Genomic DNA, 24938 nt, shown 5'->3' on the forward strand with positions numbered 1-24938 from the left:
GGCGGTCCCAATCACCAGATGCCTAGACTGGAGTCATGGCTGAGAGCAGGGACAAGCTGACTCCGGAACAACGCAGCCTGAACATGTCCAAAATCAGGGGCAAGAACACCAAGCCTGAGCTGATGGTTCGGAAACTCCTCCATGCCCTGGGTTACCGCTACAGGCTCCATGGCGCAGCAGGTGGTCGAAAACTCCCCGGCCAGCCGGACCTCGTGTTTGCCGGCAGGCGCAAGGTCATCTTTGTCAACGGTTGCTTCTGGCATTTCCACGATTGCAGGGACGGCGTATGCGCCCACAGCCAATGCGGATTTTTGGGAAGCCAAACGGAACCGCACGAAAGCCCGGGACGCCCTGCAGCGCGAGCGGCTCGAACGCGACGGCTGGGGCGTCCTAACGGTGTGGGAATGCCAGTTGCGTGACCAGTCAGCCCTCGAGGACCGACTCACGCAGTTCCTCGGCGAGCAGAACCTCGGCGGCCAACGCCATGAAGATCGACCCGCGAAGAGCTGCTTCACGACGGCGGCCGAAAATGAAATAGCTCAGGGGTCCGAAGAAGTTGATGAAGCTGGCCGCCCGCCACATCGCCTTCTTTCCGCGGATCATTGCGTCAGGCGTCCTGGAGATGCTTCGCTGTGCCGCGGCCAGCAGCGCCATTTGCACTGCCCCTGTCAGGGCCACTCCGATGCGTTGCCCCCGGGTCATATCCCGCCAGTTTTTCCGTCTCCCGCGCATGATGCCTCCATCACTCAAGGTTGCCTTTTCGGCCGGGCACGATTGCCCTTTTCGGCCCGCAAGGTTGCCATTTCAGGCTAGCCCTGAGCGCGTCTGAGGGGAACGGGAAACCGGCGGGAGACCCGGAAATAGGCAGGTGAACCGCAGGCAGGTGAAACGCCGGAGCTACAGCAGCGCCTGGCGAACCACTTCGCCCCACGACTGCTCGGCAAGGTCCGCGACGGCTGCAAGGATCTCCGCGGGCGGCCGGGACAGGTCCAAGGGGTACTCGACGATATCGATGTCGGTATTGAGTACGCGCCGCAGCTTCATCTCGCCGGACCCGGCATAGACGAGCCAGGCCGTGGGAACTTGGAGGGCCGTGCAAGAGGCCAACATCGCGTAATGGTCGGCGTTGAGCGACGCTCCGGCATCCGTGGCCGCGTTGTACTTCGTGTCGTAAGCCACCACGGGGCGGCCGCCGAGGAAATGCACTGCGTCGGGGCGGATTGTGAGCCTGTCGGAGTCGCGGACTGCCTCATTGAGCAGGGCGCCATACTGCAGGCGCATCTCCCCTGGATAGGCGGCCATGGCTTCCCTCAGGGCAACCCCGACGAATTCTTCGAACACCCGGGACATGTCCACAACGAACGACGCCGTCCGCTGTGCGCCGTCGCCCGCCTCCGCGGAACTGTTCCGCAGGATCACCTCGGCCAGGCGAAGGACCGCGTGGTAGCGCAGGTTCATCCGATTGGCCCGCCACGGCGGCAGTGACGCCCCAGAGTGCAGGCGAGTGACGGCATCGAGCTTTCCCTTCAGCTGCCGCAGGCGGCTCAGCACGTCGGGGCGGACCCGGGGAACCTGGGCCATTCGCTCCAGCGCTGCGCGAAGGATCCGGTTCTCGGCGATGTCCTCGGTGAATTCGTCGTAGGAGACTTCCAGCGGCACTAGCATTCCCGGGCGGCGGGAGATCTGGTCCGAGATACGGATCCTGCCCTTGACGGTTCGCAGGGACTCGTCCACCGTGAGGTAGCCCTGCAGGACTCCACGGTTGAGCGCCCGTTCGGCGAGGCGGGCCAGGGAATCCGCCAGGGCGCTCCACAGGTCCTGGTGCTCGACGGCGGCCACGGTTTCGTCGCGGAAGCCCTGGTCGCCGGCATAGCTGAGCAGGAACAGGAGCCGGCTCAGCCCCAGGCGGCCCTTGGGCTGAATCTCAAGCTGGACGGTAGGCGTTCGAATCGAGCCCACCATTCCGACGGGTTCGATGCGGTAGAGGCCCATGCCCATGGGCGAGGCCTTGGCCAGGCCGCTGGCGTTGATTGACGCGGCGCTGTCGGCGTCGAGCCTGTCCACTACTCCCCCGGACAGCTCATCCAGGACGATGTGGGCCCCGGCGCCAGGCTGGCCGGCACGGGGCTCGCCGCTGATGGGGCGCCCGGTGCCGGGTACACCGCCAGGCTTACCGCTGCCGGGGCGCCCGCCAATCCCGCGCCGCCCCTGCTCAACGCGCGGCAAGTCGCCCAAGCAGTTGGTCCAGGCCGAAGCGCTCTTCCAGTTGGGCGCGGTTCAGCTGCCCGTGGTAGTGCTCTTCGAGCAGCGGCATGAGCTCGTATTTCCAGATCCGGCGGAGCCCCGCTGGAGTCTGGGCGGCGCTCTTCATGAAGTACGACGGCCCGATCATCAGGTCCCGGTCCCAGTCATCAATGGCGTCGTTGAGGGCATCCAGGAGGTCGGCGTTCAGCGTGTCCAGGCCGCGGGCTTCCAGGAACCGGCGCAGCGAGCCGCGGACGGGTTCGGTCTTCGGGTGCAGTTCTATGAACGCGAAGCGGCGCCGGATGGCGGCGTCCATCATGGCAATGGAGCGGTCCGCCGTGTTCATGGTGCCGATGATGTAGAGGTTGTCCGGAAGGCTGAACGGCTCATTCGGGCTGTACTGCAGGTAGATCCGGTCGTCCCGGTACTCGAGCAGGAAGTACAGCTCGCCGAACACCTTGGCCAGGTTGGCGCGGTTCATCTCGTCGATGATGAGGAAGTACGGCTTGGCCACGTTCTCCGGTTTGGCGGCTTCCTCGGCCAGGCGCCGCAGCGGACCCGCGACCAGTTTGAAGGAGACCTGTCCGTCGTCAGTCTTGTCCGGCCGGTAGCCCTCAAAGAAGTCCTCATAGGCGTAGGACGGGTGGAACTGCACCAGCTTGACCCGCTCATCCGTGCTGTCGCCGGCAAGCTCCGCGGCCAGATGCTTGGCGAGGTACGTCTTCCCCGTGCCGGGAGGCCCGTACAGGACCAGTTGCCGGTTGTCTTCCAGCAGCTCCGCGATCTCCTTCAGCGGCTCAAGCTCCATGTGAAGTGACGCCGCGAATTCCTCAGTCAGGGGGCGGAAGCCTTCCTGGACGGCTTCGACGACGGCAGTCGGCTCGGCCTCTTCCTCGCCGTCGGTTTCGGCTTCGGCCGGGAGCAGCGACTGCAGGGCCTGGATCACCCGGGTCACGTCAACGATGATGCCGGGAGTGGACAGTTGCCGCTGGACGTGGCGGGGAAGGTCAGTGATGGCATGGTTCTCGTCGATCCAGCGGACCTTGCGGCGCATCCGGCGGTTGTCTTCATTGTGCTCGGGTTCGCCCAGCACCACCCCGACCCGCACCCTGCCCGAGTGCTGGAACAGGACAAGGTCCCCCGGTTTCATGACCGAGAGGAAGGCAAAAACAGCCGTCTTGTTGTCTTCGCGCTCCACATAGCCGAGGTGCTTGTAGTCCTCATCCACGGCGTGCTGGACCACACCGGCAGTGACGCCGGCGTCGAGCGAGCGGAGATGTTCGACGTCGAGCGTCACCTTCTCCTGGCCCTGCCAGGCGCCGAGCAGGTCGGTGTTGTCGTGGTGGGTGCGCAGGAGCCAGGCGCGGCGGCCGGGGTCTCCCACTTTCCGCCATTGGCTGACCAGCTGCCTGGAGTACCAGTCGATCCGCTGTCCGGCCTGTTCATCCAGGTGCAGTCGGATCCGGTGGATGTCCGCGGTGACTTCCTCTTCCGAGTCCCCATTGGCGCCGCCCACCAGGGACGCGAACGCATCCCGGATTTCCCGCCGCTCCACGTCTGCCACAACGGGCTCGAAGTAGTTCGGCCACGCGAGGTATTCGATGCTCCGGCGAATGGCGGGCTGGTCCTCCGGGGTCCCGGCGGCCAGTTCGTGGAACGCGAGCGGGTCCCTGAGGGCATCGTTGATGGCCGACGTCGGCTGCTCGTCTACGTGGATGACAAAACGGCAGAGCCATTTGAGGTGGTCCCAGATGGTCCAGTTGAATTCGGCCGTCCTGTCCCTGATGATGCCGTGATCCGTCATGCCCTCGTAGAGCTCCTCCGGAAGCTCCAGGGGCGGTTCGAGCCACGAAGCGGCCTCCGCCACGCGAGCCCGCTTGACCTTGAGCGACTTGACCTCGTGGGCCAGCGGCAGGGACTGCAGGAACAGCAGTTCGACGGCGAGCAGCTTGGCTTCCCGGGAGGCGCCCTCCAGGTTCTGCCGGAGGTTGGTCATCATGGGCGCCTTGGCGTCCTCGACACCGCGCTCCAGCCGTTCCAGGAATTCACGCGCGGCGTCGGCAGTCCATGTGGAAGTGCGTCCGTCCAATGCCGAAGCCTTGCCCTGCAGCGCGGGGGCGAGGACAAACCAGGCGGCGTCCTCGATCTCCTTGGAGATGCCAAGGGCGCGGATCATGGCGGGTTTCACGGAGGGAATCACCAATCAAACTTACCTGCTTTATCTGAGAGCGCACACCCAACCGCGTGTTGCTGCCACTGCCGCATCGTGTCGCTCCGGCTACCACATGCTGAACCGGTACCGGGCCGGCACGGGCTCGTCCGGACATACCCGCTGCCAGAGCTCCGCGATGGAGTCCTCCCCTTCCCGGAGGTCCGGAATTTCCACTCCTTCGCGAAGGATTTCCGCTGCTGCTTCGGCCTGTCCGGTGTCCGCCAGGGCCAGCGCCGACAGGAACCGGATACGCCCGGCCTGCGTGATACCTTCCGGAGCTTTGGAAGCGAGCTCAAGGGCGCTGTGAGGATCGTTCCAGCGGATGCATACCGTCATGGCCTCGGCCAGGAGGGGAAGGCTTTCCGGCTCAAGCCGGCAGGCCGCTTCAAGCTCCTGCAGGGCGTTCGTGGCTGCGGCGGTTTCCCCTCGGGTGTTTGGCTTCTGATTTGGGTTCTGCGCGAGCTTCTCGGCTGGCTTCTCGGCGACCGCGAGCAGGGCGAGCGCCAGCCCCCGATGGGCCAGCGCCTGGGTACGCACCGAAGAGCCCGCGAGCCCCTCAGGGTCCAGCACCTCCCGGTACCCGACAATGGCGGCATCAAAGTCCTGGCGGGCATGCTGCATGGTGGCTAGATGGAACAGCGCCTCCGGGCCGCCGTCTGCGGCCAGCAACTCCTCCCAATCGCTGCCTGCCACAAAGCTGTCCGCACCGTCGAAGCCTTCGCCCCCAAGCAGCCGCAGCCACGGCACTTCCTCGCCCGGATTCTCCAGGACTTCGGGATTCTCCAAGGCGTCGGGAAACGGCGTCCCGGTTTCGTCAATCCAGTCGCTACGGGAATGATGGCGTCGCACGGCCTCCAGGCTGCCCCAGCCGCTGCCCTCCAGGACCGGTTCGTTTGGGGGCAGCTCCGTGTCCTGCATGTGGGCCGCGAGCGCCTCCTCCAGCGCTTCCTCAGGCAGCAGTTCGTGCAACCGGGCGCTGGCATGCGCTACTGCCTTGTCCCAATCCGGCGAGTGCGATGCGTTCGGGTCCAATTGGGCATTACCGTAGGCTTCCACCCAGCTCCAGTCGGCGCCTGCAGGCATGGGAACATGCTCGAACTGCGTTTGGGCCAGCCCTGCCTGGATTTCCGCATAGGGCCCCGCGCCCGGGCTGAGCCACTCCTGCCAGCGCTGCCCGCCTTGCCCCTGCCCCCAGACGAACAGCTTCTTCCCGCGCAGCCGGTCCGTGGAAAGCATGGCCAGACCGTCGCCGTCGTGATCCGCGGCCACGATCCAATGCCGCTGGCCGGGGGCGATGTCAAAGAAGTAGTCCGCGGCATGGGAGTTATTGACCAGCCAGGTGGCGTCCACGCCGTCGAGCTCTGTAGGCCGGATCCTGGCGATGTCGTTGGAATAGTCGCTGCCGTAAGCCTCGAGTGCAGGCGCAATCACACGCGTGCCCTCCCTCTCCGGAACGGCAGCATTGCTCCACCAGTACATCGGCACGTCATCGGGGTTGGGGTTGCGGATCCGTACGGCCGCGAAGAGAACGTCCGAACCGGCAGGGAGCCATACGTCCACTTGGAACACGACCTCCCTGAGCCGTTCGAACTCCCACATGCGCAGGATCTGCCGGCCATCCGGCGTTCGGACGATGGCGCTGTGGAGTGGGCTGCAAGTAGTGGGTGAATGCCCCCGGGTGCCAATGTTCCATTCAAGACCACCTGCGAACCAGGCCTTCCGCAGGGCGATGTTGGCGAACTGCACTGTGCCGTGGGTGTGCAGGAGCTGCTTGTGGGTCCGCTTGTCTTCCAGTTCCCACACCCTGCCGCCCAGCCCCGGCAGGACCACTGCCCGAAGGCTGCTGTTTTCAAGGACGACGGCGGTCAGCTCGTGCGGCGTCCGCTCCCTGCTGTAGCCGTCCTGCATCCGGTAGGGAAATATGTTGGGCACCCGCCCGTAATCGGCTGCCGCGCGAAGTTCCTCCGGCACGCCGTCGCCGATCTTGTAGGGCTGGTCCAGTTCCTCGGAGACCACCGGCAGGGGGCTTTCGGGGCCAAGGTCAGCCATGTCCAGGGTCACGGTGGTGACGGTCAGTGTGCTTGTGCTGTCGGTCCCTGTGGTGTCAATCCTTGAGCTGTCGGTCATGGTGACCTCCGCGAATCAGTTGATGGATGGTCCTGCTGCAGCCCGGGCGGCCCTCACGAGCCTCCGGTCGGTGACGATGTAGGCGGTGGGGTCGGAGTCGTCGGAGGTGCCAAGCGAGATCGCTCCAGTGGACAGGGTGGAGACTGTCTTCTTCGCCGACAAGTGGACCGCGTCCAGTCCGCAATCACGCATGGCCGGGATGTCGTCGAGCGTCACGCCGCCACCGGCCATAATCTGCAGCTCGCCGGAGGCCAGCTTATGCATCCGCTGCAGGGTAGCCAGGCCAGCACCCGCCGTCGCGGCTCCTCCGGAGCTCAGCACCCGCGTGAAGCCGAGTTCCAGGAGGCGTTCGACGGCGGCCACAGGATCGGCGGTCTGGTCGATGGCCCGGTGGAACGTGAGTTCAACCGTGGCGTCTGCTCCCCTGGCCGCCTCGGCAAGCTGCCGCGTCGACGCCATATCGATGCGGCCGTCGCCGGTGAGCGCCCCGAAGACAACGCCACGGGCGCCTTTGCCAAGGACGTAGCGGATCTCCCGCGCCATGGTGTCCAATTCTGTTGGGGAGTAGAGAAAGTCGCCAGGCCTGCAGCGGATCAAAGGGTGGATTCCCAACCGCCCGGCAACTGTTTCGAGGGCAGCTTCCAGGAGTCCCTGGCTTGGGGTGATGCCGCCCAACTCCAGCGCATTGCATAGCTCGATGCGGTCCGCCCCTTCATCAGCCGCGACGCCAGCACCTTGGGCGCCCACGACGGCGATTTCCAGGTCCATGGGGCAACTCTAGTCGTGGCTGTCAGGCCGTGTAAGGCTCCAGCCGCTGCCGCTGCTCGGGAGTCAGTCTCAGGACGCGTCCCGTGCCCTCGTCCACGAAGGCCAGGTGGGTGGTGGCCTTGACGCAGTCCTCACGGGTCACGGGGTCCTTAATGAGGTAGTGAAGGTCGAAACTTGCTCCCTTTACCGCGCCAACCCAGATCTCCACGATGGCCGGGATGTTGCGGTAATCCAGGGTCCGGACGTAGCGGATCTTGTGTTCCACAACGAGCGCCATGGTGCCGGGCGCGACGTCGTTGAAAAGCGACACCGGGGGCTCCTGGCCCGGCAGCCCTGCACCGCCGGGAGGGCCGAAAGCTGCGATGCGCGCCTCTTCAAGCATGCGAACAATCTGCACGTTGTTGATGTGCCCGTAGGCGTCCATGTCTCCCCAGCGCATGGGCACGAGCACTTCGATGCGTCGGGGAGCCAGTGACTGGTTGCTGCCCTGTGTCTGATTGTTCAGCTCTGTTTGATTGTTGAGCTCCATTTGATTGTTCAGCTGTGCACCACCGTCGAGTCGTCCACCGTGGCCTCTTCGGCATCTTCACCGGCGAACTGGGACCTGTAAAGGCGATAGTAGGCGCCTTCGATACCCAGCAGCTCGCTGTGGTTGCCTTGCTCCACGATCCTGCCATTTTCCATCACGAGGATGGTATCGGCGTCGCGGATGGTGGAAAGGCGGTGGGCGATCACGAAGCTGGTGCGATCCGTCCGCAGCGCGGCCATGGCCTTCTGCAGGAGAAGCTCGGTGCGGGTGTCCACGGAGCTCGTGGCCTCGTCGAGGATGAGGAGGGACGGATCCGATACGAAGGCGCGGGCAATGGTGATGAGCTGCTTTTCACCGGCGCTGACGTTGTTTCCTTCCTCGTCGATGATGGTCTGGTAGCCATCCGGCAGGGCCCGGACGAAGCGGTCGACATAGGTTGCCTTGGCGGCCTCAATGATTTGTTCCTCGGTGGCATCCAGGTTCCCGTACCTGATGTTGTCGTAGATGGTCCCGCCGAACAGCCAGGCGTCCTGAAGGACCATGCCCACCTTGGACCGCAGCTCTGAGCGGCTGAGGTCCTTGATGTCCACTCCGTCCAGGGTGATGCGTCCGGAGTTGAGCTCGTAGAAGCGCATGACGAGGTTCACCAGGGTGGTCTTGCCTGCACCGGTGGGTCCGACAATGGCAACGGTGTGGCCCGGTTCGGCGCTGAAGGACAGATCCTCGATGAGGGGCTTGTCCTGGACGTAGCTGAAGTACACCTTCTCGAATTCCACGTGCCCGTCAGTCTTGGCCGGGAGATGGCTGGAGGCGGTCTCCTTGACTTCCTCGTCGGCATCGAGGAACTCGAAGACGCGCTCAGCGGAGGCAACTCCGGACTGCAGCATGTTGGCCATGCCGGCGATCTGGCCGAGCGGCTGGGTGAATTCGCGCGAGTACTGGATGAACGCGGTGGCGTCTCCCAGGCTCATCGAGCCGGAGGCCACGCGGAGGCCACCGACGACGGCGATGCCCACGTAACTGAGGTAGGACACGAAGTTCATGGCCGGGAAGATCACTCCGGAAACGAACTGTGCACCGAAGGAAGCCTTGTAGAGGGCCTCGTTGCGTTCGTCGAAGCGAATCAGCATGTCGGCGTCCCGGCCAAAGACCTTGACGAGGTCATGGCCCGAGAAGGACTCCTCGATCTGGCCGTTGAGCGCACCAGTGTTCTTCCATTGGGCTGCGAAGAGCTTCTGGCTGCGCGCGCCGATGACGCCTGCCAGGATGCCGGAGAGCGGGAGGGCGATCAGGGCAATCAGCGCGAGTTCCCAGGAAACGATGAACATCATCACAATGATGCCCAGGACCGTCAGTACCGAGCTGACCAGCTGCGCGAACGCCTGCTGCAGGCCCTGCTGGACGTTGTCGACGTCGTTCGTTACCCGTGACAGGATGTCGCCGCGCTGGCGGGTGTCGAAGTAGTTCAGCGGCAGCCTGTTCAGCTTTGCCTGGACGTCGTTGCGGAGCCTGTTGATGACCTTCATGACGATCCGGTTCAGGATGTAGCCCTGGGCCCACAGGAAGATGTTGGCGACGAAGTACATCAGGAGCACGATCGAGATCAGGAACGTCAGCCTGGGGAAGTTGATCCCGTTGGTGAGCTCCATCTTGGAGACCATGTCCGCGAAATTGTCCTGGCCCTGCTGCCTCAGCCCCTCCGCGAACTGCTCCTTGGAGACGCCGGGAGGCAGTTGCTTGCCCATGACGCCGCCGAAGATCACATCCATGGCTCCGCCGAGGATCTTAGGCGCGATGACATTGAGGACCACTGAAACCACTACAAGTCCGATCACCAGGAACACCCCGGCGGATTCGGGTTTCAGGAGCCCCATGAGTCGCTTGGCCGAGGGAAAGAAGGCTTTGGCCTTCTTTGCGGGCATGTCGCCGAACATGCCTCCATCGGCCTCGGTGGGCTTGTACTCTTCCTCGACGAAATCGTCGTCGTCAAAGACGGCGTCGGCATCAAGAGCCGCCTCGTCTTCAGTAAGGACTGCCTGAGCGTCGTTCTTGCTCTTCCCGGCCTGGTTCTTCGCTGCCTTGTTCTGCCCGCTCATGCCACTTCCTCCACGCTCAACTGGGACTCGACGATCTCCTGGTAGGTGGGCGAGGTTTCCAGCAGCTCATCATGGGTGCCGCGATCCACGATCCTGCCGTTGTCCAGGACCAGGATCTGGTCCGCATCCGCGATTGTGGAAACGCGCTGTGCCACGATGATCACCGTGGCGTCGCGGGTCTTGTCTTTCAGGGCCTTGCGGAGCCGCGCATCGGTGGCTACGTCCAGGGCCGAGAAGGAGTCATCGAACAGGTAGACCTTGGGCCGCGTCACCAGTGCGCGCGCAATGCAGAGCCGCTGGCGCTGCCCACCCGAGACGTTGGTTCCGCCCTGCGCGACCCGGCGATTCAGGCCGGATGCCTTTTCCTGCACGAAGTCCTTGGCCTGCGCCGTTTCCAGGGCGTCCCAGAGCTCCTCCTCCGTGGCGTCCGTCTTGCCGAATCGGAGATTGTGCTCGATGGTGCCGGAGAACAGGTAGGGCTTTTGCGGGACGGTGGCCACCCTGCTGGAAATCTCGTCCCGATCCAACTGGGTGACCGGGACGCCGTCGAGCAGCACTTCGCCAGAGGCGACGTCATAAAGGCGCGGAAGCAGGGACACCAGCGTGGTCTTGCCCGCGCCCGTGGAGCCAATGATGGCCAGCGTCTGCCCGGGTTCGGCGGTGAAGGAAACGTTGCTCAGCACTGGTGCCTCGGCACCCGGGTACTTGAAGGTGACGTCGCGGAACTCCACGCGGCCTTTCCGTTCCGCCGGCTTCACCGGGGATTCAGGATCGTGGATGGAAGGTTCGACGTCGAGGACCTCGCCGATGCGGTCCGCGCAGACCGAGGCGCGGGGAATCATCATAGCCATGAACGTTCCCATCATGACGGCAATGAGGATCTGCAGCAGGTATTGCAGGAAGGCCGTCAGGGCGCCTACCTGCATCTCACCGCTGTCCACCCGCTGCCCGCCGAACCACAGCACGGCGGCCGTGGACAGGTGCAGGATCATGCCGATGGCCGGGAACATGAGGACGAAGAGGTTGCCGATCTTCACCGACACCTGTGTGAGGTCGCGGTTGGCGTCCCCGAAGCGGCTGGCCTCGTATGGTTCACGGACAAAGGCGCGCACCACGCGGATGCCGATGATCTGCTCGCGCAGGACCCCGTTAATGGCGTCGATCTTCTTCTGCATGGAGCGGAAGAGCGGCATGAGCCTGACCACGAGGTAACCGACCACCGCCACCAGGACCGGCACGGAGACCCACACAAGCCACGAGAGGCTGAGGTCCTCCTGAAGCGCCATGACGATGCCACCGAAGCACATGATGGGTGTGGACACCATGAAGTTCAGGCCCATGAGCATGAGCATCTGGACCTGTTGGACGTCGTTGGTGCCTCGCGTTATCAGCGTCGGAGCCCCGAAGCTGTTGACGTCCTTGGCGGAGAAGCTGCTGACCTTGCGGAAAACGTCGCGGCGAAGGTCCCGGCCCATGGCCATGGCTGTGCGGGCGCCGAAGTAGACGGCTGCGATGGCGGTGGCAATCTGCCCGATTGCGACGACCAGCATGAGGGCACCGGTCCGCCAGATGTAGTCGGTATCGCCGTGGGATACGCCTTCGTCAATGATTTTTGCGTTGAGGCTGGGCAGGTAGAGCGTGGCGATGGTGGACGCCAATTGGAAGAGGAGTACGGCCAGAATATGCGGCAGATATGGTTTGGAATAGCGCCGTATAAGGGTGACAAGCATGCCCACGGATCCTTTGGAAGAGAGCGCGAAGTGGTGCGGGAAAGTAACTAGGAAGAGTTCTACCAGCCGGGGCTGACAAGATTAGACACCCAACTGTACGAAATCTGTTGCCCCGGCGAAACATTCTGCGGTGGAGACCGCGAAGATCATCCTTAGGGAGGAGGAACTCCCTCCCGCCTGCGCCCCTTAAACACGAAAGCGCGAACCGGCCGGAACCGGTTCGCGCTTAGCCGAACAGCGACACGGGGTTACTTCCGGTCCATGATTGGGCGAAGAATGGGCGCTAATTGACCCCGCGTTGCTTTAGTGGTCGAGGTGAGTTGGACCGAACATCTTGAGCAGGGTTTCGACGACGACGACGTTGGGTCCGTCAGCGGCGAAGCCCTCCCTGAGGGCGTCCCCGACGTTTTCCGGGGCTACCCTGACGGCTGGTACAGCGAAGGCTTCTGCAAGCTTCACGAAATCCGGGCGGGCGAGCTCGGTTGCTGTGGCCTTGCCAAAGGCGCCAACCATGTACTCGCGCAGGATGCCATAACCGCCGTCGTCCACGATCAGCCAGGTTACGGGAACGTTGTGCTGCTTGGCGGTGGCAAGCTCCGAGATCGAGTACATTGCCGAACCGTCGCCGGAGACGGCGAGCACGCGCACAGACGCCCCGGCTTTGCCGATGGTTTCGAGCCCGACGGCGCCGCCAATGGCAGCCGGGAAGCCGAAGCCCAGACCGCCGGCTCCCTGTGCGGAATGGAACTGTCCGTCGCGGGCGTCCCAGCAGCTCCAGGCCCAATAGGCGGAAATGGTCATGTCCCAGAAGGTCTGCATATCCGCCGGAACGGCCTCACGGATATCGGCCATGAATTTCAGTTCCTTGGCCAGGTCCTGGGATTCCAGCCGCGCCCGGACCTTAGCCAACGTTTCGCGAAGCAGCTCTTCGGGGTTCTTGCCGTGCCAGTTCGGCCTGGTTTCGGCTTGCTCCATGGCCGGTCGCAGCGCCTCGTCGAGGGCGGCCAGCGCCTGCCCGGCATCGGCGCGGATACCCAGGCCCGGCCGGTTGGATTCCAGGACGCGCGGTTCGGCGTCGATCTGGATGATCCTGCCCCGGGGCTCGAAGGTGAAGTAGTTGGAGGTGACCTCGCCCAGCGAGGAACCGATGACCACCAGGACGTCGGCGTCTTCGAGCAGGTCCGTCATGTACCGGTCCTCGATCCATGACTGCAGGCTCAGCTCATGGCTCCAGGGAAATGCACCGTTGCCGCCAGGAGTGCAAATCACCGGGGCGTGCAACTGCTCCGCAATCGACAAAAGCGACTTCTCAGCCCGGCCACGGCGCGTTCCGCCGCCCGCAATGATTGCCGGACGTTCCGCCGCCGAAAGCCATTTCACGGCCTCGCGAACCAGCTCGACGCGCGGCGGGTTATCCGCTGCCTCGGCCAGTGCGTCCTCCACAGGCGGCACCACGATGGGATCGAGCAGCACGTTTTGGGGAATTTCGATCCACACAGGGCCCTGCGGCGAGGAGATCGCCTCAGTCCACGCGTCCTGGATCGCGGACGGGATGCCGGAAGCGTGCTGGATCAGCCGCTGGCTCTTGGTGACGTTCGCCGCGGAGGCCTTCTGGTCATCCAGCTGGTGCAGCATACCCTTGCGCCGCGCGCCGAGACCCTCAAGCGGTATCTGGCTGGCCACTACCACCATGGGAACACCGGTGGCATAGGCCTCTTGCAGTCCGGCCAGGGACGTCAGCGCGCCCGGGCCAGTGGACAGGAACAGTACGCCAACTTCACCAGTGGCACGTGAGTATCCGTCGGCTGCAAAGGCGGAGTTGTTTTCCACCCTCGAGGAAACGAACTGCAGATTGCCGCGGCCCATGGCGTCGAAAAGCCCCAAGGCATGCTGGCCGGGAATGCCAAAGACCGTCTTCGCGCCCAGCGCTTCGAGGGTCTCGACGACGAGGTCCCCGCCGTTTCGCTGGCCAGTTCCTGCGCTTTCCCCTGCGGCAGCAGCCGCCGTCCCCGGGTCGAAATCGATCATCGCTCGCCCCCCATGGTCTCCGCCAGCTCAACCACACGATTGCCGAGGGCCTGGGCTGCATAGCCGTTCGGAGTGCCGACACGGTTGCCCTCAACCGCATTGTCCGCCATCAGGGTCACCAGTTCATAGGCCACATGGCTGCCGGCAACTCCAGTGATTTCAGCGTGGTCATAGGCCGGGGCAACTTCCACGATGTCGGCGCCGACGAGGTTCATGCCGCGGAAGCCACGAATGACTTCGAGCAGCTCGCGGCTGGTGATGCCGCCGGCTTCGGGCGTACCTGTTCCGGGTGCATGGGCAGGGTCGAGTACGTCGATGTCGACAGAAATGTAGAGCGGGCGGTTGCCGATGCGATCCCGGATCTTAGCCACTACCTCGGCAACGCCCTGATAATAGACGTCCGACGAGCTGACGATGCCAAAGCCGAAGCGATGGTCGTCGTCGAGGTCCTTCTTGCCGTAAAGCGGTCCGCGGGTTCCCACGTGGCTGATGGCCTCGGTGTCCAGGATGCCCTCCTCAACAGCGCGGCGGAACGGGGTGCCGTGCGTGTATTCGGCACCGAAGTAGGTGTCCCACGTGTCCAGGTGCGCGTCGAAGTGGAGCATGGCGACCGGCTCGCCGGCACGCTGTGCAGCGGCGCGGAGCAGGGGCAGCGCGATGGTGTGGTCTCCGCCGAGGGTGACCAGCTTGCTGCCGCTGGCCGTCAAGTCGAGGGCATTCTGCTGGACGGTTTCGATTGCCTCGTTGATGTTGAAGGGGTTGACGGCCATGTCTCCGGCGTCGGCAACCTGGATGTTCTCAAACGGGCTGACATCCCAGGCGGGGTTGTAGGGGCGCAGCAAGCGGCTGGCCTCACGGATGTGGTTGGCACCGAAGCGGGCACCGGGCCGATAGGAGACGCCCGAGTCAAAGGGAACTCCGACGACGGTCACGTCGGCTTTGGTGACCTGGTCCAGGCGAGGCAGGCGGGCGTAAGTGGCGGCGCCGGCGTAGCGCGGGATGCGGGATGAATCAATGGGGCCAAGGTTGCCGTTGGCCTCGATGCGCAGCTCTTCCAAAATACGCCTCTCCTTCGAGATCTAATCAGTTCGTGTGACACCCATCATACACCAAAAGTTGTCTTATATGAATCAAGTGTTTACGAATCTCGCTTATCAGGGAAGGACACTCCAAGGGGCGGGAATGCGTAAGGCCTGCCCCGCCATTCGGCGGGACAGGCCTCTGCAAACGGCTGGTGCCTCGTTCGAGGCGGTGAGGAGACTACCGCTGAGAGACCTCCACGGCAGGGTCCTCGACGGCGGAGCCGCCTGCCTGCTGCTGCGCGGCCTCCTTGGCATGGGGCTCCCCGGGACGGAAAGTTCCTCCCACCATGGCTAGTTCGTAGGCGGTTTCGGCATGTTCTGCCGCGTCAATGCCGGCCGTCTCATCGGCTTCAGAAACGCGCATGCCCATGGTTTTGTGGATGGCGAACCCGATGAGGGCAGTCATTGCGGCAGTCCAGGCTGTGACGATCAGTGCGGTCAGGAACTGCGGCCAGAACTGGGTGAGGCCTCCTCCATAGAAGAGCCCGCCGGCGGTCTTGGCCGAGGGGACGGCAAAGAATCCGAGGGACAGGGTGCCCCAGAGGCCGCCGACGAAGTGCACGGGTACAACGTCGAGGGAGTCATCCAGGCCCACTTTGTACTTCAAAGCCACTGCGAGCGCACAGACGAAGCCAGCCACGGCACCAATGGCAATAGCACCGATGGGGTCCACGAATCCGCAGGCAGGCGTGACGGCTACAAGGCCGGCCACAGCGCCGGAAGCCGCCCCCAGCGAGGTGGCATTGCCGTCCCTGATTCGCTCAACGAGCAGCCAGCCCAGCAGCGCCGCACTCGTGGCCAAAAGTGTGTTGGTCCAGGCAAGTCCGGCTGTGGCGTCGGCTGCCAGTTCAGATCCGGCATTGAAGCCAAACCAGCCAAACCAGAGCAGCCCTGCACCGAGCATAACGAAGGGCAGGTTGTGCGGCCGGATGTTGGGGTCCTTCATGAAGCCAAGGCGCTTGCCGAGGATCACGGCCAGGACCAGGCCTGCCATGCCGGCATTCATGTGGACTACTGTGCCCCCGGCAAAGTCAAGGGCCGAAACCTGGCTGCCGATGACGCCGTCGGGACCAAAAAGACCCCCGCCCCACACCCAGTGGGCCACCGGCGAGTAGACCAGGGTGACCCACAGGGCGGAAAACAGCAGCCACGGTCCGAAACGGACGCGCTCTGCCACAGCCCCGGAGATGAGGGCGACGGTAATGATGGCAAACGTGGCCTGGAACCCGATGAAGACCATGTCGGGAAGGCCTGCGGCTTTCCCTCCGATGGCGCTGCTGAGGCCGCTGAGTCCAAAGTTTGCGAAGGGATCTCCAGCAAGGCCGCCCAGGGTGTCCGGCCCGAATGCCAGGCCATAGCCCCAAAGGGCCCAAACAACAGCGACGGTTCCCATCGCTCCAAAACTCATCATCATGATGTTGAGTACTGACTTCATCCTGACCAGCCCGCCATAGAAAAAGGCGAGGCCGGGAGTCATCAGAAGGACAAGGGCGGACGCGGCCAGCATCCATGCGGTAGCCCCGGGATCCAGGGCCAGCGGATCGACGTCCATTGGTACGGGGATTGATAGGTAGTTCATGTGGGAGCCTTCCTCGGCTGGTGCACCATTGATGCGAACGGCTAGTGATGCGATCGGCGAGACTGCGTTGAACAGGCGAGACCTGTGAGTTCCCCCAACGCCGAGGCTATCCACGCCATGTTTCTTTCCTGCTCCGTCAGGGTTAGGCCATCGTGAAGAAGCCGGGCGGCGGAAGTCGGATACGAGTCGGGAGCAATTCAGGAATATGACCAACCGCTCATCACTGGCGAGTGACGCCGCTCACAATCGGCGTAAGGATTCCGTTAAGAGCAGGATCAGGGCGTCTGTGCCGGACTTAGGCTCCTTCGAGGCAAGTACCGTGCTGCGCGAAAGGGACCACGTGACAACGCTGACCAGGCCGCCCGCCGACCCCTCAGACCGTCGAAGGCCCAAAGGCAATCTCAACTCCTGGCTGTTGCAGGGCATGCCCCAGGCTTCGGGCAAACGCCAGGGGCCCCGCGGAACCCCGGAAGCCGGCCACGCGCCTCAGCCTTGGTGGAAGGTCATGTGCCTCACCGGCGTCGACTATTTCTCTACCCTTGGGTACCAACCAGCGATCGCGGCGCTGGCCGCCGGCATGGTCTCCCCGCTGGCGACGGTGGTCCTCGTGGCCGTTACCCTCCTCGGAGCGCTCCCCGTATATCGGCGCGTTGCCGCCGAAAGCCCGCGCGGCGAAGGGTCCATCGCGATGCTCCAGCGACTGCTCCCCCGTTGGGGTGGAAAGCTCTTTGTGCTGGCGCTCCTGGGCTTTGCAGCCACCGACTTCATGATCACCATCACATTGTCGGCAGCCGATGCCAGCGCCCACGCCATCGAAAACCCCTTTGCGCCCGAGTGGATGCACGGCCAGGAAGTGGCCATTACGCTGGCCCTGATAGCCGGACTTGGGATTGTGTTTCTGCGCGGCTTCAAGGAAGCCATCAACGTAGCGGTGATGCTCGTGGCGGCGTACCTGGCCCTGAATGCCATCGTGGTCCTGGTCGGCCTGGCGCACGTCTTCGCCGAAGCCCATGTAGTGACCGACTGGTGGTCCGCCCTGAACCAGCAGCACGGCAACCCCCTGGTCATGATCGGCATAGCCCTGCTGGTTTTCCCCAAGCTGGCTCTGGGGCTCTCCGGCTTCGAAACCGGCGTTGCTGTCATGCCGCAAATCAAGGGCGACCCCGAGGATACAGATGCCGCCCCCGCTGGCCGCATTCGCGGCGCCCACAAACTCCTGACGACGGCGGCCCTCATCATGAGTGCCTTCCTCATCACGTCCAGCTTCATCACAACCTTCCTCATCCCTGCCGCCGAATTCCAGCCAGGGGGAAAGGCGAACGGCCGCGCCCTGGCCTTTTTGGCCCATCAGTACTTGGGCGACGGCTTCGGCACCGTCTACGACATCAGCACCATTGCAATCCTGTGGTTCGCCGGCGCCTCAGCCATGGCCGGGTTGCTGAACCTCGTCCCCCGCTACCTCCCCCGCTTCGGAATGGCCCCTGCGTGGACCAGGGCGGTTCGTCCGTTGGTCCTCCTGTTCACGGCAGTGGCGTTCCTCGTCACTGTTGTCTTCGAAGCCGACGTCGAGGCCCAGGGCGGCGCCTACGCCACTGGCGTGCTGGTCCTCATGACGTCAGCGTCCATTGCGGTGACGCTTTCGGCCCGCCGGAAGAAGCAGGGCATCCGGACTGCCGCCTTCGGTGCTGTCGCCGTCGTTTTTGTCTACACAACCGTGGCTAATGTGGTGGAGCGTCCCGATGGCATCAGGATCGCGGCCATGTTCATCCTCGGCATCCTGGTTGTCAGCTTCGCGTCGCGCGTACGCCGCTCCTTTGAGCTGAGGGCCACCCACATCAAGATGGACGAGAAGGCGCTGGAATTCACGGCCGCAAGGGAAGACGGCCCCATCCGCATCATTGCCCACGAACCCAAGCGCCTAAGCGCCAGCCGCTACCGCGGGAAGCTCGCCCACGCCGAGCAGGCCAACCACCTCCCGCCGGACAGCGACGCACTGTTCATCGAGATCATCGTTGGAGACAGCTCGGACTTCGAAGAGGAGTTGTTGGTAGAAGGCAAGGAGCGGCACGGCTTCAAGATCCTGCAGGTCCACAGCAGCAACGTGCCCAACACACTGGCGGCGGTGCTGCTGCACATCCGGGACGTAACGGGCCTCATGCCCCACATCTACTTCCGCTGGACGGAGGGAAACCCGATCGCCAACCTCAGCAAGTTCCTGTTCTTCGGGGAAGGCGAAATCGCGCCCGTGACCAGGGAAGTCCTTCGGGAAGCCGAACCGGACGTCACCCGCCGGCCATGGGTGCACGTGGGCTGATTTCCGGCTGCGCAGGCACTCCCTAAGTCAGCGTGAGGCTGCTGGCACCAGGATCCAGAGGACTTCCGCGGACTCGTCCGTCGGGTTGACCCAAGTGTGCGGTTCCCTGCCGGGGAAGGACAGGGTGTCCCCCTCTTCGAGTTCATACTCCTCATTGGTGAGCACCAAAGTGAGCCTGCCCTTGACGATGTGGAGGACATCGACGTCGCAATCCACGGCGTAAAGCTCTTTTTCGCCACGACCGCGCGGCTCAATGGTGGCCTGGATGATTTGGAGGCGGCGTTCGGAACGGGCTGTCAGGAGCCGCTCTACTATGCCCTCGCCTCCCAGGGAGATACGCGGACCGCTTGCCCGTCGCGTCAGGTGGGTCTCAGGCGCAGCAAACAGATCGCCCACCGACACCGAAAGCACCTGGCACAGGGTCACCAAAGAGGCCACCGACGGCGATGTCAGGTCGCGCTCCACCCGGCTCAGGAAGCCCTTGGTCAGGCCCGTGGCTTCCGCAACCTGTTCAATCGTCAGTCGCTGCGACTGCCGCGCGGCGCGGATCCTGGAACCAATGGCAACTGGAACATTGCTTGGTTCAACCGGTAGAGCCTTCATTCACGAACCTTTCATGGCCAACACCGGCCCTTCACTGGAGCCATAGTAGCCGGATCGGTGCCTGCCACGGCCCTCAAAAGGCGAAGCAGCCTATACGCACCTTGACTGTTACGCCAGTCACAACATAACCTTATGTGCAACAAAGGTTGTCTACAAGGCAATTTGTCCAGATCCCCACCGCGGATCGTCAAGCATTGGCCCCGAACCCTAGTAACACTCCAGAACATCCGTGCAGCTTCGGCATCCCCCATGTCCCGCTTCCAGCCGGACCGGCCGGCCTGCACGCATCAGCTCCAAGGAGCCCCCAATCATGGATTCCAATTTCCTCAACATTGCGATAGTCGTGGTCTACCTCCTGGCCATGCTCGCCTTTGGCTGGTGGGGTAAGTCGCGTACGAAGAACAACAGCGATTACCTCGTGGCCGGCCGCCGTCTCGGCCCGTTCCTCTACACGGGAACCATGGCTGCTGTGGTTCTCGGCGGCGCCTCGACAGTGGGCGGCGTCGGCCTGGGCTACAAGTTCGGCATCTCCGGCATGTGGCTCGTGGTGGCCATCGGTGCCGGCGTCCTCCTGCTGAGCCTGCTGTTCGCCGGGACCATCCAGAAACTGAAGATCTACACGGTCTCCCAGATGCTTACCCTTCGCTATGGCAGCCATGCCACGCAGACTTCGGGCATCGTCATGCTGGCCTACACCCTCATGCTTTGCGCCACATCCACCGGCGCCTACGCCACCATCTTCGTGGTCCTCTTTGGCTGGGACAGGGCACTTGCGATCGCTATTGGCGGCGCAATCGTGCTGGTCTATTCGACCATCGGGGGCATGTGGTCCATCACCCTGGCGGACCAGGTCCAGTTCGTCATCAAGACCGTGGGCATCTTCTTCCTCATGCTGCCCTTCGCGCTGAACGCCGCAGGCGGCATGGAGGGTATCCGCAGCCGCGTTGAAGCCAGCTTCTTCCAGATCGATGGAATCGGCACGCAGACCATCATCACCTACTTCGTCGTTTACACCCTGGGCCTGCTCATCGGCCAGGACATCTGGCAGCGTGTTTTCACGGCAAAGACTCCAAAGGTTGCGCGCTGGGGTGGAGCAACCGCCGGTGTTTACTGCATCCTCTACGGCCTGGCGGGCGCCCTGATCGGCATGGCCGCGAAGGTTGCCCTGGCCAATATCGAGATCAAGGCAAAGGACGACGTCTATGCCGAGGTCGCCACGAACCTGCTCCCCATCGGCATTGGCGGCCTCGTTCTTGCGGCCGCCGTCGCAGCGATGATGTCCACCGCTTCGGGCGCGCTCATCGCCGCCGCCACTGTGGCACGGGCCGACGTCGCTCCGTTTGTCGCGAGCTGGTTCGGCAAGAAGGTGGACACCTCAGACTCGGACAACCCTGAGCACGATGTGAAGGCGAACCGCTACTGGGTTCTGGGCCTCGGGATAGTGGCGATCATCATCGCGATCACTACGAAGGACGTCGTCGCCGCCCTGACCATCGCTTACGACATCCTGGTGGGCGGCCTGCTCGTTGCCATCATTGGAGGACTCGTCTGGAAGCGCGGAACAGGAATTGCCGCAGCTGCCTCCATGGGAGTGGGCTCCGTGGTCACCCTCGGAACCATGATCATCCTGGAGATCAACGCCAAGGCACCGCTGGACGGAATCTACGCCAACGAGCCGATCTACTACGGCCTCATCGCCTCGGCGTTGGTGTACATCGCGGTTTCACTGCTCAGCCCACGGACGGATCCCGCCGTCATGAAGGCCTGGACTGCTCGCGTTGCCGGGACGCAGCAGGACGAGGAGAAGGTTCCCGCCGCAACGCTCTGAGAGTTCAACTTCTCAGAACCGGCAGGACTTAACGTACGACGGCGGTGCCTCCCCACGTGGGAAGCGCCGCCGTCGCGCTGTTGGCGCCCAAGTAGCTGGCAGTTGTTGCCGTTAATACGGGTTTTTGCGACAACAACTGCGACGTAGTTGGGGGGTGGGAAGCTTACGACTCCCTGGATTCGTCAGCCGCGCGGTTGACTTCGTCGTCAATCGGGACAACGCGCTCCTCGGTATCCAGGACGTCGTCCTCCTCGTCCCAGTCCTGCTCTACTGCCTGGTCCTCAGCATAGTCGTAGGCAGGATCCCCCTCGATGGTGGATCGTCCCGGGCGCTTTTTGGGTGAATCGGTGGCGTCCATGCTGCAACCTCCGTCCGGCGGATTGCAGTGCAATCCGCATAAGTGGTGGGCGCTGAGCCGCCCTCCCCTATCACCATCTGAACACCGTGCCCAATACCGGTCAAGGTCTCCCAGAGGCAAACCGGAACCTGTTCGCTTGGCTGGCTCTCCGTGTTTGAAAGCTCCCCGGTTTGTCTGGCCTCCGGGGTTGACTGGCTTCCTCGGCCGGACGAGCATGGGAAACGCAAGGAAGGGGTCTGACCATGAATCACCAACAAGAACCCGCGTCAAAGGAGCCGGCCGTCCCGCCGGAACCGTGGCCGCCCTTCCCTCCGCAGCCGACTCCGCAACCGCCGGGTCCCCAGCCCGGGCCTTTCCCCGATCCCACTCATCCGGACCCAAGTCATCCGGGTCCTGATCGGCCCGGCCCCGGGGAACCCTTCCCGCCGCACCCGGATCCAACCGAGCCCGGTCCCATGCCACCGGACCCGACGGAGCCGCACCCGGTGCCAGATCCCGGTGAGCCACCGCGTCCCGGACCTGACCCTCTGCCGCCCCCGGATCCCGCCACGCCCTGGACCTGAGCGAGGACCAGATCCTGGACTGGATTGAGGTTTACCGAAACTCCTGAGTGAGGAATACCGGCCGAAAATCCGCGGAAATACGCGGTACAGTGGGCGTTGCAATGGGGCCAAGCAGCCCAAACCAGCCCAGGAGCACCGGTGCAAAAGCACGCAGAATTTCCGCACGCAGATTCCCCCGACCCGCATCCTGCCGGCCACAACACACAGGGTGCAGGCCGGCCGTCCCCCTCTGCAACTGACATCAAGCGTTGGCGCCAATACCTAGCGGATGAACGAGCCGAAGCGGCTGTCTATCGGGAACTGGCCCAGCGTCGCGACGGCGAAGAGCGGGACATCCTGCTGGCACTGGCCGAAGCCGAGGGGCGCCACGAGGCACATTGGCTTCGGCTCCTCGGGGATGAGGCCGGCAAGGCCCGCCCCGCTTCACTCCGCAGCCAGTTCCTGGGGTTCCTGGCCCGGCATTTCGGTTCGGTCTTTGTTCTCGCCTTGGCGCAGCGTGCCGAAGGCCGTTCTCCCTACGCCAATGACCCGGCCGCGACGCCGGCTATGGCCGCGGATGAGCAGATCCACGAGGAAGTCGTCCGTGGATTGGCTACGAGGGGCCGCAACCGTCTGTCCGGCACGTTCCGTGCCGCCGTCTTCGGGGCAAACGACGGCCTAGTCAGCAATCTTTCCCTCGTCATGGGCATGGCCGCCACAGGTGTCCCGAGTCCTGTGGTCCTGCTCAGTGGCATCGCGGGCCTGCTGGCCGGCGCGCTCTCCATGGGCGCCGGCGAGTACGTCTCGGTCCGGTCCCAGCGGGAGCTCCTGAGCGCCACCCGCCCCACGCAGGCTACGTTGTCCGCGGCGCCCTCACTGGACATCGATCACAACGAACTGGTGCTCGTGTACCTGGCTCGGGGAATGACGCGCGACGTCGCCGAGCACCGGGCAGCCGAACGCATGGGCCTCTACAGCTGCGACTGCGATCCCAGCCTCTCGCTCCATCCGGAGAAAGAGCAGGCCGGGGACGAGCACGAGACCGTCGGCACGGCCATGGGCGCGGCGCTTTCAAGTTTCTGCTTCTTCGCCTCCGGTGCGGTAATTCCGATCCTGCCCTTCATTTTCGGCCTGACCGGCGTTGCCGCGCTCGTTGTGGCAGGTGTCTTGGTGGGCCTGGCGCTGCTGGCGACTGGCGCCGTCGTCGGCCTGCTCTCCGGAACGTCCCCGCTGAGCCGCGGCCTCCGGCAGCTGGCTATTGGCCTTGGTGCGGCGGCTGCCACTTACCTGCTCGGACTCGCCTTCGGCTCGGTCATCGCCTAGGACACGTGCGACTGCTGTGGACGGCCGGACCGGCTGGTCCTAAGCTTGCTTCTAAATGCCGACGGCGGCACTTACCGCCCGGGGCGCAGTCGCGGTGGCAGGGGGTTCAATGGAACCTGATGAGACTCCGCAATGGCCGCGCCCTTACAGTGCACCCCGCCCTTACACTGCACCCCGGCGCACGGGCCTGAAGCATAGCAGCCTGGCGGCGATCGCATTCCTTCTCTTCATCATCACGCTGGTGTTGGCCGGGGCCTACTTCAGCCGGGAACTTGACGTCTTTCCGCAGGGATCCAGCAGCTATACGCCTGTGCCACGACCTGGCCTGCTGCCATTCGGTCAGCGGCATGAACCGCCACCCGGACAGGAAGAGGCCGACGCCCCGCTGGGCCGCCCCGCCCTGGAGTCTTGGATCAGCGATTCGTATGAGTTCCTGGCAGTCAAAGCAGACGGCTCGCCCCTGACCTACTCGCCGTGCCGCCCCATTCATTATGTGGTCAACCAGGAACAGGCCCCGCCAGGAGTTGAAGCCATACTTGAGGAAGCCATCAGGAGGACCAGCCGCGCCTCCGGACTGCAGTTCATCTTCGACGGCACCACCCAGGAGCTGCCTTCCGATGAACGGCCCGGTTACCAGCCCGGGTCATATGGCGATCGCTGGGCCCCTGTGCTGATCGCCTGGGCCAACCCCCAGCTCGTCCCCAGGTTATCGGGTCAGACCGTTGGCCTCGGCGGGAGTTCGGCCATCAGCCTCAGCAACGGCTTCAAGGCCTATGTGACGGGCACTGTGTCACTGGATGCGCCGCAGTTTGAGGACGTTCTGGCCGAGCGCGGCGGAAGACAGGTGGCCACAGCCGTCATCATGCACGAACTGGGCCACCTGCTAGGACTCGACCACGTCAATGATCCGGGGCAGTTGATGTACGACGAAGCCTCCAACGTGCGGGATTTCGAGGATGGTGACCTGGCCGGCCTGGCCATCCTCGGCACTGGTCCCTGCAGCAAGCTGTACTAGTCGCGTACAGCCTCGCCGGCCCGCGCCGGCATGATCCCGGAGGCGAGGAATCGGGCGCCTGTGTCAGGGAAAGCCGGAACGTCAATCCTCGCGTGGCTATGTATCTCGTTGACTGGCCTTGGTGTGCTCGGCTATTTGTTCCAGCGTCGCCACCCACCCCGTCGAGGTCCTTGACCCTTTCCATGAGCTTCTCCAGGGCAACAGCCCGAGAGGGCCTGCCGGAGATGAAGGGGTGGTTCGTCAGGACGAAGCAGCTGCCGGCTGAATGGTGTGCCTGTGCCTCGAAGGTCCACATTTCCAGGACCTTGGCCGGGCTTTCGATAACTCCGCTGCCGGTCACTCCAGGGTAGAAAGCGTACTGCTCCCAATCATCCAGCGCCCAGTCAACCGGGATCTCCACCAGGTCCCGCTCGTCGTCCCCCAGGCTCAAGTCCCCAACACTCACGTCCCCCACAGTGAAGCGGTAAGGGGCGTCCCCATCCAACAGGCGCCACCCCAAGTAACTCGCAGTTGTTGACTCCACCGCGCTCATGGCGACAACAACTGCGAGCTAGCCGGTT

Annotated in this window: 17 protein-coding genes and 2 pseudogenes; 5 read left to right on the forward strand and 14 right to left on the reverse strand. The window is 63.9% G+C overall.

Annotated elements, in window-relative coordinates:
* Positions 1 to 35: 35 nt before the first annotated feature.
* A pseudogene (locus J7E82_RS17475) lies at positions 36 to 456 on the forward strand (very short patch repair endonuclease); the annotation flags it as partial.
* On the opposite strand, the gene J7E82_RS17480 reads toward J7E82_RS17475, so the two are convergent.
* From J7E82_RS17480 to J7E82_RS17530, 11 genes are all read right to left on the reverse strand, one after another.
* Positions 424 to 732 (reverse strand): hypothetical protein, encoded by a 309-nt coding sequence (locus J7E82_RS17480; RefSeq protein WP_251042067.1) that lies wholly within the window; start codon positions 730 to 732, stop codon positions 424 to 426. The pseudogene J7E82_RS17475 and the gene J7E82_RS17480 sit on opposite strands and share 33 nt — an antisense overlap.
* 165 nt (positions 733 to 897) lie before the next feature.
* Entirely contained in the window at positions 898 to 2088 is a 1191-nt protein-coding gene (locus tag J7E82_RS17485; protein WP_214864938.1) for an McrC family protein, read from the reverse strand.
* 124 nt (positions 2089 to 2212) lie between these two features.
* Complete coding sequence (locus tag J7E82_RS17490; RefSeq protein ID WP_214864940.1) at positions 2213 to 4420, reverse strand: McrB family protein; 2208 nt, start codon at positions 4418 to 4420, stop codon at positions 2213 to 2215.
* A 102-nt stretch (positions 4421 to 4522) separates the two neighbouring features.
* On the reverse strand, positions 4523 to 6583 hold the full coding sequence (locus J7E82_RS17495) for a DUF5107 domain-containing protein (RefSeq protein WP_251042068.1): 2061 nt from the start codon (positions 6581 to 6583) through the stop codon (positions 4523 to 4525).
* A gap of 15 nt (positions 6584 to 6598) precedes the next feature.
* Entirely contained in the window at positions 6599 to 7351 is a 753-nt protein-coding gene (locus J7E82_RS17500; RefSeq protein ID WP_214864904.1) for a copper homeostasis protein CutC, read from the reverse strand.
* Positions 7352 to 7373: 22 nt separating this feature from the next.
* Positions 7374 to 7790, reverse strand: a complete 417-nt coding sequence (locus J7E82_RS17505; protein ID WP_214864944.1) for a thioesterase family protein — start codon at positions 7788 to 7790, stop codon at positions 7374 to 7376.
* Positions 7791 to 7888: 98 nt separating this feature from the next.
* Positions 7889 to 9976 (reverse strand): ABC transporter ATP-binding protein, encoded by a 2088-nt coding sequence (locus J7E82_RS17510; RefSeq protein ID WP_285289756.1) that lies wholly within the window; start codon positions 9974 to 9976, stop codon positions 7889 to 7891.
* Positions 9973 to 11706 carry an ABC transporter ATP-binding protein gene (locus J7E82_RS17515; protein WP_214864906.1) on the reverse strand — a complete coding sequence of 578 codons (1734 nt, stop codon included), beginning with the start codon at positions 11704 to 11706 and terminating at the stop codon, positions 9973 to 9975. Before J7E82_RS17515 ends, J7E82_RS17510 begins: the two co-directional genes overlap by 4 nt.
* Positions 11707 to 12009: 303 nt before the next feature.
* A complete protein-coding gene (locus J7E82_RS17520; RefSeq protein ID WP_214864907.1) occupies positions 12010 to 13734 on the reverse strand; it encodes a thiamine pyrophosphate-binding protein in 1725 nt (574 codons plus the stop codon).
* Positions 13731 to 14792, reverse strand: coding sequence for an agmatinase (speB, locus tag J7E82_RS17525; RefSeq protein WP_214864909.1), 1062 nt, complete (start codon positions 14790 to 14792; stop codon positions 13731 to 13733). The genes J7E82_RS17520 and speB overlap by 4 nt, the downstream gene beginning before the upstream one ends.
* A gap of 202 nt (positions 14793 to 14994) precedes the next feature.
* A complete protein-coding gene (locus J7E82_RS17530; RefSeq protein WP_214864911.1) occupies positions 14995 to 16395 on the reverse strand; it encodes an ammonium transporter in 1401 nt (466 codons plus the stop codon).
* A gap of 340 nt (positions 16396 to 16735) precedes the next feature.
* On the opposite strand from J7E82_RS17530, the gene J7E82_RS17535 reads away from it, so the two are divergent.
* Positions 16736 to 18709: an amino acid transporter gene (locus J7E82_RS17535; RefSeq protein ID WP_214864948.1), complete on the forward strand. Its 1974-nt coding sequence runs from the start codon at positions 16736 to 16738 to the stop codon at positions 18707 to 18709.
* Positions 18710 to 18736: 27 nt separating this feature from the next.
* On the opposite strand, the gene J7E82_RS17540 is transcribed toward J7E82_RS17535, so the two are convergent.
* Positions 18737 to 19312 carry a helix-turn-helix domain-containing protein gene (locus tag J7E82_RS17540; RefSeq protein ID WP_214864913.1) on the reverse strand — a complete coding sequence of 192 codons (576 nt, stop codon included), beginning with the start codon at positions 19310 to 19312 and terminating at the stop codon, positions 18737 to 18739.
* A 310-nt stretch (positions 19313 to 19622) separates the two neighbouring features.
* On the opposite strand from J7E82_RS17540, the gene J7E82_RS17545 reads away from it, so the two are divergent.
* Positions 19623 to 21140: a sodium:solute symporter gene (locus tag J7E82_RS17545; RefSeq protein WP_214864915.1), complete on the forward strand. Its 1518-nt coding sequence runs from the start codon at positions 19623 to 19625 to the stop codon at positions 21138 to 21140.
* Positions 21141 to 21303: 163 nt separating this feature from the next.
* On the opposite strand, the gene J7E82_RS17550 is transcribed toward J7E82_RS17545, so the two are convergent.
* Positions 21304 to 21498 carry a hypothetical protein gene (locus J7E82_RS17550; RefSeq protein ID WP_214864917.1) on the reverse strand — a complete coding sequence of 65 codons (195 nt, stop codon included), beginning with the start codon at positions 21496 to 21498 and terminating at the stop codon, positions 21304 to 21306.
* A gap of 701 nt (positions 21499 to 22199) precedes the next feature.
* Here J7E82_RS17550 and J7E82_RS17555 point away from each other — a divergent pair.
* Both J7E82_RS17555 and J7E82_RS17560 read left to right on the forward strand, forming a co-directional pair.
* The gene (locus tag J7E82_RS17555; protein WP_214864919.1) at positions 22200 to 23363 is read left to right on the forward strand and encodes a VIT1/CCC1 transporter family protein; all 1164 of its coding nucleotides are present in this window, start codon (positions 22200 to 22202) and stop codon (positions 23361 to 23363) included.
* Positions 23364 to 23472: 109 nt separating this feature from the next.
* Complete coding sequence (locus J7E82_RS17560; RefSeq protein WP_214864921.1) at positions 23473 to 24378, forward strand: matrixin family metalloprotease; 906 nt, start codon at positions 23473 to 23475, stop codon at positions 24376 to 24378.
* Here J7E82_RS17560 and J7E82_RS20855 read toward each other — a convergent pair.
* Positions 24375 to 24865 (reverse strand): annotated as a pseudogene (locus tag J7E82_RS20855) (polysaccharide deacetylase); the annotation flags it as partial. The gene J7E82_RS17560 and the pseudogene J7E82_RS20855 overlap by 4 nt on opposite strands.
* Between the last annotated feature and the right edge of the window lie 73 nt (positions 24866 to 24938).

Origin of the sequence: Arthrobacter sp. ISL-30, assembly GCF_018613855.1 — a bacterium.
Classification (GTDB): domain Bacteria; phylum Actinomycetota; class Actinomycetes; order Actinomycetales; family Micrococcaceae; genus Arthrobacter.

What these genes read in the sequence shown, in the direction of transcription:
- J7E82_RS17480 (WP_251042067.1), bottom strand. Translation starts at nt 732, where the DNA reads ATGCGCGGGAGACGGAAAAACTGGCGGGATATGACCCGGGGGCAACGC.
- J7E82_RS17520 (WP_214864907.1), bottom strand. Translation starts at nt 13,734, where the DNA reads ATGATCGATTTCGACCCGGGGACGGCGGCTGCTGCCGCAGGGGAAAGC.
- J7E82_RS17560 (WP_214864921.1), top strand. Translation starts at nt 23,473, where the DNA reads ATGGAACCTGATGAGACTCCGCAATGGCCGCGCCCTTACAGTGCACCC.
- J7E82_RS17545 (WP_214864915.1), top strand. Translation starts at nt 19,623, where the DNA reads ATGGATTCCAATTTCCTCAACATTGCGATAGTCGTGGTCTACCTCCTG.
- J7E82_RS17490 (WP_214864940.1), bottom strand. Translation starts at nt 4,420, where the DNA reads ATGATCCGCGCCCTTGGCATCTCCAAGGAGATCGAGGACGCCGCCTGG.
- J7E82_RS17505 (WP_214864944.1), bottom strand. Translation starts at nt 7,790, where the DNA reads ATGCGCTGGGGAGACATGGACGCCTACGGGCACATCAACAACGTGCAG.
- J7E82_RS17510 (WP_285289756.1), bottom strand. Translation starts at nt 9,976, where the DNA reads ATGAGCGGGCAGAACAAGGCAGCGAAGAACCAGGCCGGGAAGAGCAAG.
- J7E82_RS17530 (WP_214864911.1), bottom strand. Translation starts at nt 16,395, where the DNA reads ATGAACTACCTATCAATCCCCGTACCAATGGACGTCGATCCGCTGGCC.
- J7E82_RS17500 (WP_214864904.1), bottom strand. Translation starts at nt 7,351, where the DNA reads ATGGACCTGGAAATCGCCGTCGTGGGCGCCCAAGGTGCTGGCGTCGCG.
- J7E82_RS17515 (WP_214864906.1), bottom strand. Translation starts at nt 11,706, where the DNA reads ATGCTTGTCACCCTTATACGGCGCTATTCCAAACCATATCTGCCGCAT.
- J7E82_RS17495 (WP_251042068.1), bottom strand. Translation starts at nt 6,583, where the DNA reads ATGACCGACAGCTCAAGGATTGACACCACAGGGACCGACAGCACAAGC.
- J7E82_RS17550 (WP_214864917.1), bottom strand. Translation starts at nt 21,498, where the DNA reads ATGGACGCCACCGATTCACCCAAAAAGCGCCCGGGACGATCCACCATC.
- J7E82_RS17540 (WP_214864913.1), bottom strand. Translation starts at nt 19,312, where the DNA reads ATGAAGGCTCTACCGGTTGAACCAAGCAATGTTCCAGTTGCCATTGGT.